Source organism: Asticcacaulis sp. (assembly GCF_027484505.1).
Classification (GTDB): Bacteria; Pseudomonadota; Alphaproteobacteria; order Caulobacterales; family Caulobacteraceae; genus Asticcacaulis.
On record NZ_JAIXSV010000264.1, the window covers coordinates 1 to 7304 of the forward strand.

The following is a 7304-nucleotide window of genomic DNA, read 5'->3' on the forward strand; positions in this document are numbered from 1 at the left end:
CAAAGACGCAATAGTTTAAAGTTATGGCGGAATCCCCCTCCGTCATTTCTCGCTTACGCTCAAAATGCCACCTCCCCATGCCTTCGGCACAGGGAGGAGGGTTAGCGCAGCTCTTTGCGTACCACCAGCTTCAAACCCGACCACACGTCGCTGACGGCGCAGACCTTCACATCGACAAAGCCCAGTGGCAGACAGACCTCGCGGATCACGTCTTCGGTAATATCGGTCCGCACCTTCGAAGCCTTCTTGGGCCACGATACCCAGACCATGCCGTCCGGCCTCAAAGCCCCGCGCCAGTGCGTCAGAGCCGCTTCCAGAGCCGCACGCTCGGTGGTGAAAAGATGCACCAGCTCCGGATCATCGGCCCCGAACCCCACACCCTCCGGCAAAGGCTCAAGCCAATCCCTGTAGTCGTCCGGTGCGCCGACCACCGCCGCGCGCATCCCCGACTTGTAGCCGAGTTTCTTGGCTAAAGGTGTGCCGGAATAGCCCGGGGTCATCACTAACTCCAAAGAAAAAGCCGAAGTTCCTGGAACTCCGGCTTACTTTAATCACAGGTGCAGGGGTACTCAAAAGCGCCATTGCTTCGCTGCTTGAGCGCCTACCCTGCTTAGAATTGCAACCTGTACCCACCCGCGTCGGTCATCAGCAGACGCGCATTGGCCGGGTCGGGTTCAATCTTCTGACGCAGGCGATAGACGTGGGTTTCCAGCGTGTGCGTGGTCACCCCGGCATTATAGCCCCACACCTCGGTCAGCAATTCTTCGCGGGAGATCGGCTTGCCGCCGGCGCGATAGAGATATTTGAGGATGTTGGTTTCTTTTTCGGTCAGGCGAATCTTCTTCTGCACCTGATCAATCAGCAACTTGAGCGCTGGTTTGAACTCATAAGGCCCGATACGGAAGGTCGCGTCCTCTGAGGTTTCGTGGCTGCGGACCTGAGCGCGGATACGCGCCAGCAGGACGGCAAAACGGAACGGCTTGGTGACATAGTCATTGGCCCCCGCATCCAGCCCCAGAATCTGATCGGAATCAGACGCCGCCCCGGTCAGCATGATCACCGGCGTGGTCAGCCCGGATTTGCGCAACAGGCGGCAGGCTTCGCGCCCATCCATATCCGGCAAATCGACATCCAGCAGGATCAGGTCGGCATTGATGGTCTTCCCAAGGCGGATGCCTTCGGTGCCATTCGACGCCTGGGTGACCTTGAACTCTTCGTGCAGTTCAAGTTGTTCGGCCAGCGCCTCGCGCAGTTCGTCATCGTCATCAACGATCAGCAGGGTTTTTTGTTGCACCATAATCCTGTAGCGTTGTGGGTGTTTTTATCAGTTCAGGGTGTAAACCGGCCTATGGTCAAGATTTTTACCGCATACGCCGAAGGTTTTCTAGTCTTAAACTCAGATAGGGTGCGTTGCGCTCTGGGTAAAGGGGGCGTTATTGCCGCCGCTGATAAAAGAGAGGGCGATCTGCGCTCGCCGCTGGGTTTGTGGCCGGTGCGTTATGTCTGGTATCGCCCTGACCGTTTGCCGGTGCCGGAGACGGTCCTGCCGGTGAAAGCCCTGTCGCCCGATGACGGATGGTGTGACGATGTAAGCAGTGATCTGTATAATCTGCCCGTCAAGCTGCCGTTTGCCGGATCACATGAAACCCTGTGGCGCGACGATCATGTCTATGACCTGATCGTGGTGCTGGGGCACAATGACGACCCGCCGGTCAAAGGGCTGGGCTCTGCCATCTTCCTGCATCTGGCGCGTGAGGACTATTCCGGCACCGAAGGCTGCGTGGCCCTCAGTCTGGACCACCTGCGCGAATTACTGAAAACCGCCGACGCCGAAACCTATGTGGAGATCGTCACCTAGCGCGAGCCAAAAATCGCCGTGCCGACGCGGATTTCGTTCGATCCGAAGCGCAGTGCGGTTTCGAAATCGTCGCTCATGCCCATGCTGAGATGCCCAATACCGTTACGCTCGGCGATCTTGCGCAACAAAGCGAAATAGGGACCGCGCGGCCCTTCGACCGGCGGAATACACATCAGACCGCGCGGTTCCAGCCCATAGCCACGCACCGTCGCGATAAAGGCGTCGGCCTCAACGGGCAAAATTCCGGCTTTTTGCGCTTCTTCGCCAATATTGACCTGCACATAGATGTGCGGGGCGCGGCCCTGCTTTTGCGCCTCATCGGCAATGGCGCAGGCGATTTTTTCCCGATCAACGCTTTCGATAATGTCAAAGAAGGCCACGGCATCGGCGGCCTTATTGCTCTGAAGCGGGCCGATCAGGCACAGGGTCAGGTCGGGATATTGATCCTTTACCGGTCCCCAGCGTTCCATCGCCTCCTGCACGCGGTTCTCCCCAAATCGCCGATGGCCAGCTTCCAGCACTGGGCGTATAACCTCCCAGGGCTGGTTTTTGGACACAGCGGTCAGGCAGGCGGAGTCTTCCGGCCGCCCGGTCAGTTTCAGCGTCTTGTGCAGACCTTTGACAATACGCGCGTAATTTTCCGCCAAAGGTGAAGATGACATACCAAACCCGCTACGCCTTTCTGATGAACCGGGCCAGAGACATAGCCCGCCACGCGCATATGTCCAGCGCAAACGGGCGCGACCTGCCGGCTCTGTTTTACGTCACCGATCCCAAACGCACCCCGCATCCGGAAGAGATTGTTGCGCACCTGCCTGCGGGGGCGGGCGTCATCTACCGGCATTTCGGCGACCCCCACGCCGAAGCCCATGCCCGCGTCTTACGCACCCTGTGTGACGATAACGGCGTGAAGCTGCTGATCGGGCAGGATGTGGAACTGGCCGAAGAGGTGGCTGCCGATGGCGTGCATCTGCCCGAACGCGCGCTGTCAAAGGCACCGGATGTGCGTGAAAGGCACCACGACTGGCTGATCACCGGGGCCTGTCACGGCTGCGAAAGGCTCGATCTGGCGGAGGTGACAGCATTGGATGCTATCTTCATCTCACCGGTTTTCGCCAGTCAGAGTCCCTCGGCGAAAGACGTCGCGCCTCTGGGTCTCAAGGGCATTCAGATGTTTTGCGACCTCAGCCCGGTGCCGGTTTTGGGGCTGGGCGGCATTGGTGCGGACAATGCCGAGCAACTGACGCACTCCGGTCTGGCCGGTTTTGGCGCGGTCGAGGCGTTTCAGCTTAAATAATTAAAACTTGAAGGTCGTTTCCAGACGCACGCGCGGCTGATCTTTGTCGGCCGCCGGATCACGCGGTTGCAGCGACTTGGTCTTTTCGCCGAAACCGACCGTACCGCCCACACGTACCGAGGGCGAGATCTTATAGAAGGCACCGGCGTCCACATCGTTCCAGCCAGATGGGCGGGCCTCGTCCTGATTGAGGTCGAGCTTCAAACCCCAGCGGCCCTTGACCGACCACTGATAGATTTTCGACTGCTGGCGCGTAGCGGCATTGGTTTCGGTAGAAACCGTGCTGAGGCTCAACGGCGCGGTGGCTTCGCTGGTCTTGGCCTTGGCGGTCTGGTTATTGAGCGCATAGGCCGGCGCAGACGCGATAAGCGCCACGGCCATAACCGATACCCCTGCTGCCATAACCCGCTTCATAACTCTACCACTTCCGATGATCAGCCCACGGGCCGGTCACGTTCAAACCTCAGTTGGGCTCGCCTTATATGGGTTGTGTGACGGATTTATGTAACCGCCTGACATACCCGCAATTGCCTGCCCGTCCCTATCCTGTACCCTGATTAGGGCATGGATATGTTATAAATCGCTTAAAAGCCTGCACGCGTGAAATCAATAGTGATCGGTGTTATTTGGCCAAGCCGTCAGATTCGCTCAAAAGATGTGATCAAATAGACACGCCCCTGCGGCTCGCAGATTTCCAGCGTAACGCGCCTTTGCCGCACAAGTGCCGCGATTGGGTGCCAGCTTGCCCCGGATTTTGGCCGTAAATGCCCCTCAACGGGTCTGACGGCCCGGAGACGGCTGGAGCCGGGGGACAAGGAAAGGCTTGTCATACCCCCGTTTGCTCATGCTATAGAGCGGTTAACAGGACAGATGCCCGTCTCCTCATTTGGGGATGGCGCTTCGGGACAGAATGCGGAGTGGACGACACACTATGAAGACGATCAAGAAGGCGGCTCTGATTACGCTGGCCGCAGCCCTGTCTCTGAGCCTGACGGGCTGCCTGAGCTTCGGCAAAAAGGATGAGACCACCATCGACGCCAAGGCCGAAAAGCGCGGCTTCCTGGGTCTGGGGGGCTCTAAGCCGACCAGCGAGCAGGCCAATGCAACGATTGGCGTCAATGCCTATCTGTGGCGCGCCTCGCTCGACACCATCTCCTTCATGCCTCTGGCTTCGGCCGATCCGTGGGGCGGCATTATCGTCACTGACTGGTACGCCAACCCGGAAAAGCCGGATGAGCGTTTCAAGGCCACGGTCTATATCCTCGATACCCGCCTGCGCGCCGACGCCCTGAACGTGTCGCTGTACAAGCAGGTCAATACGGGCGGTCAATGGGTGGACGCCAGCGTCTCGGCCCAGACCCAGATCGACATTGAAAACGCCATCCTGACGCGCGCGCGTCAGCTGCGTCTTTCCAATGTGAAATAAGCCCCTTCTCCGGCTGCAAAATTAAGGGCGTTCGGGCTTTGACCCGGACGCTCTTTTTGTTTATGCCGAACGCCTGTTTTTCGCGCCGTTTGCGCCAAAGGTCCGTTGATGTCCCGCTACAATCCCAAAGAGTCCGAACCGAAACAACGCGCCCGCTGGGACGCCGCCCAGACCTTCCTGACCAAGTCGAAGGATCAGGCCGGCGACAAGCCGAAATACTACGTCCTTGAGATGTTTCCCTACCCGTCGGGCCGCATCCATATGGGCCATGTGCGCAACTATGCGATGGGCGATCTGGTGGCGCGCTTCAAACGCGCGCGCGGTTTCAACGTGCTGCACCCGATGGGCTGGGACGCCTTCGGTATGCCGGCGGAAAACGCCGCCATGGAGCGCGGTATCCACCCGAAGGGCTGGACCTACGACAATATCGCCAGCATGAAGGCGCAGCTTCAGCGTCTGGGCCTGTCGATCGACTGGACGCGCGAATTCGCCACCTGCGACCCCAGCTATTACGGCAAGCAGCAGAAGTGGTTCCTCGACCTGCTGAAGCACGATCTCGTCTATCGCAAGGAGTCTCAGGTCAACTGGGACCCGGTGGACAATACGGTTCTGGCCAATGAGCAGGTCATAGACGGCAAGGGCTGGCGGTCGGGTGCCGTGGTCGAAAAGCGCAACCTGACCCAGTGGTTCCTCAAGATCACCCAGTACGCCGATGATCTGGTCGAAGGGCTTTCGACGCTCGACCGCTGGCCGGACAAGGTGCGCCTGATGCAGGCTAACTGGATCGGTCGTTCCAAGGGTCTGAAGTTCAAATTCAACTTCGCAGGCGACGTCGCGCACGAACCGCTGGAAGTCTATACCACCCGTCCGGACACCCTGTTTGGCGCGGGCTTTGTCGCCGTGGCCGCCGATCACCCGCTGGTCAAGGCCCTGCCCGTCACACCTGAACTGGAAGCCTTTCTCGATCAGGTGAAGAAGGGCGGCACGACGCAGGAAGAAATCGACACCGGCGAAAAGCTCGGTTTCAACACCGGCCTGAAGGTCGTCCATCCGTTCAAGCCGGGTGAGACTCTCGACGTGTGGATCGCCAACTTCGTGCTGATGGGTTACGGCACCGGAGCCATTTTCGGCTGTCCCGCCCACGACCAGCGCGACCTCGACTTTGCCCGCAAATACGATTTGCCGGTGCGCGAAGTGGTGCTGCCTACCGATGCCGATGCGGCCAGTTTCAAGGTCGAGACCGAGGCCTATACCGGTCCGGGCACGATCTTTAACTCCGAGTTCCTCAACGGTCTGGACATCGAAACTGCCAAGGCAACGGCGATTGAAAAGATCGAGTCCATGGGCCTCGGCGAAGGCGCCATCATCTACCGCCTGCGCGATTGGGGCGTGTCGCGTCAGCGCTACTGGGGCTGCCCCATCCCGGTCATCCACTGTGACGACTGTGGCGTGGTGCCGGTGCCGGACGACCAGTTGCCGGTCACTTTGCCCGAAGACGTCACCTTCGACGTGCCGGGCAACCCGCTGGACCGCCACCCGACCTGGAAGCACGTCAACTGCCCGCACTGTGGCAAGGCGGCGCGCCGCGAAACCGATACACTCGACACCTTCGTGGACTCGTCATGGTATTTCGCACGCTTTACGGCCCCCGATGCATCTGAGGCCATTCGCAAAGCCGATGCCGACTACTGGCTGCCCGTCGATCAGTATATCGGCGGCATCGAGCACGCCATCCTGCACCTGCTTTATTCGCGCTTTATCACGCGTGCGCTGAACACCTGCGGCTATCTGGATGTGAAGGAGCCGTTCGCCGGCCTGTTCACCCAAGGCATGCTGACTCACGAAACCTATAAGACGGCCTCTGGCGAATGGGTCGATCCGTCGGATGTCGAGGTCACCAGCGAAGGCAGCAAGCGCACCGCCATCAAGCTGTCCACCGGCGAAGCGCTGAAAATCGGCGACGTCGAAAAGATGTCGAAGTCGAAGAAGAACGTCGTCGCCCCGGAAGACATTTTCGACACCTATGGCGTCGATGCGGCGCGCCTGTTCGTGCTGTCCGACTCCCCGCCGGAGCGCGATGTGCAATGGACGGCATCTGGCGTCGAAGGCTCATGGCGCTTTACCTCGCGCGTGTGGGCCGAGTTCGACAGCCTGCCCGAAGGCGATATTGCGGCTGCGGACGAAGCCGCAGCGCTGGAGCTGCGCAAGGTGGCACACAAGGCCGCCAAGGCCGTCACCGAAGGCTTCGAAGGCTTCCGCTTCAACGGCGCGATTGCCAAGCTGTATGAGTTCGTCAACGCCCTGCGCACCTCTGACGTGCAAAAGACCGGTACGGCGGCACGCCGTGAGGCCCTGACCATCCTTGCCGGGCTGATCGCCCCGGTGACGCCGCATCTGGCCGAAGAAGGTTGGGCACGTCTGGGGCATGAGGGTCTGATCGCGGATGCCGCTTGGCCGCAATACGACCCGGCTCTGGCCACAGACGACGTCTATACCCTGCCCGTTCAGGTCAATGGCAAGAAGCGCGGTGAGCTTCAGGTGCCACTGAATGCCTCCGAAGCGGAAATCCGCGAAATGGCGCTTGCCGACGAGGGCGTGAAGCGTCATCTTGAAGGCGTCACGGTGCGTAAGGTCATCGTCGTTCCCAACCGCATCCTCAACTTTGTCGTAGGCTGATCATGATCCGCAAAGCCCTTCTGGCCTTCGCCCTGCTGAGTGCCCCG

At 59.8% G+C, this 7304-nt stretch carries 8 protein-coding genes; 4 read left to right on the forward strand and 4 right to left on the reverse strand.

The annotated features are described in order from the left end of the window. Window positions 1-101 precede the first annotated feature (101 nt). Both Q0072_RS15695 and Q0072_RS15700 read right to left on the reverse strand, forming a co-directional pair. On the reverse strand, window positions 102-500 hold the full coding sequence (locus Q0072_RS15695) for a DUF3052 domain-containing protein (protein ID WP_298331975.1): 399 nt from the start codon (window positions 498-500) through the stop codon (window positions 102-104). 110 nt (window positions 501-610) lie between these two features. Further along, window positions 611-1297 carry a response regulator transcription factor gene (locus Q0072_RS15700; RefSeq protein ID WP_107875697.1) on the reverse strand — a complete coding sequence of 229 codons (687 nt, stop codon included), beginning with the start codon at window positions 1295-1297 and terminating at the stop codon, window positions 611-613. 51 nt (window positions 1298-1348) lie between these two features. Between Q0072_RS15700 and Q0072_RS15705 the strand changes: the two genes are divergently transcribed. Continuing rightward, window positions 1349-1858, forward strand: coding sequence for a L,D-transpeptidase family protein (locus Q0072_RS15705; RefSeq protein ID WP_298331980.1), 510 nt, complete (start codon window positions 1349-1351; stop codon window positions 1856-1858). Here Q0072_RS15705 and Q0072_RS15710 read toward each other — a convergent pair. Beyond that, window positions 1855-2520: a YggS family pyridoxal phosphate-dependent enzyme gene (locus Q0072_RS15710; RefSeq protein ID WP_298331983.1), complete on the reverse strand. Its 666-nt coding sequence runs from the start codon at window positions 2518-2520 to the stop codon at window positions 1855-1857. The two genes, Q0072_RS15705 and Q0072_RS15710, sit on opposite strands and share 4 nt — an antisense overlap. Here Q0072_RS15710 and Q0072_RS15715 point away from each other — a divergent pair. After that, window positions 2514-3155 (forward strand): thiamine phosphate synthase, encoded by a 642-nt coding sequence (locus Q0072_RS15715; protein WP_298331986.1) that lies wholly within the window; start codon window positions 2514-2516, stop codon window positions 3153-3155. The genes Q0072_RS15710 and Q0072_RS15715 overlap by 7 nt on opposite strands. Here the strand turns inward: Q0072_RS15715 and Q0072_RS15720 are convergent, their stop codons facing one another. Next, a complete protein-coding gene (locus tag Q0072_RS15720; protein ID WP_298331989.1) occupies window positions 3156-3557 on the reverse strand; it encodes an NtrZ family periplasmic regulatory protein in 402 nt (133 codons plus the stop codon). It abuts the gene before it with no gap. 529 nt (window positions 3558-4086) lie between these two features. Between Q0072_RS15720 and Q0072_RS15725 the strand changes: the two genes are divergently transcribed. Then, entirely contained in the window at window positions 4087-4581 is a 495-nt protein-coding gene (locus Q0072_RS15725) for a DUF3576 domain-containing protein (RefSeq protein ID WP_290793976.1), read from the forward strand. 108 nt (window positions 4582-4689) lie between these two features. Beyond that, entirely contained in the window at window positions 4690-7257 is a 2568-nt protein-coding gene (leuS, locus tag Q0072_RS15730; protein WP_298331994.1) for a leucine--tRNA ligase, read from the forward strand. The last annotated feature ends 47 nt before the right edge of the window (window positions 7258-7304 follow it).

Excerpts from the sequence above, each read along its gene's own strand:
- Q0072_RS15695 (WP_298331975.1), bottom strand. The coding sequence starts at position 500 with ATGACCCCGGGCTATTCCGGCACACCTTTAGCCAAGAAACTCGGCTAC.
- Q0072_RS15700 (WP_107875697.1), bottom strand. The coding sequence starts at position 1,297 with ATGGTGCAACAAAAAACCCTGCTGATCGTTGATGACGATGACGAACTG.
- Q0072_RS15705 (WP_298331980.1), top strand. The coding sequence starts at position 1,349 with ATGGTCAAGATTTTTACCGCATACGCCGAAGGTTTTCTAGTCTTAAAC.
- Q0072_RS15715 (WP_298331986.1), top strand. The coding sequence starts at position 2,514 with ATGACATACCAAACCCGCTACGCCTTTCTGATGAACCGGGCCAGAGAC.
- Q0072_RS15710 (WP_298331983.1), bottom strand. The coding sequence starts at position 2,520 with ATGTCATCTTCACCTTTGGCGGAAAATTACGCGCGTATTGTCAAAGGT.
- Q0072_RS15720 (WP_298331989.1), bottom strand. The coding sequence starts at position 3,557 with ATGGCAGCAGGGGTATCGGTTATGGCCGTGGCGCTTATCGCGTCTGCG.
- Q0072_RS15725 (WP_290793976.1), top strand. The coding sequence starts at position 4,087 with ATGAAGACGATCAAGAAGGCGGCTCTGATTACGCTGGCCGCAGCCCTG.
- leuS (WP_298331994.1), top strand. The coding sequence starts at position 4,690 with ATGTCCCGCTACAATCCCAAAGAGTCCGAACCGAAACAACGCGCCCGC.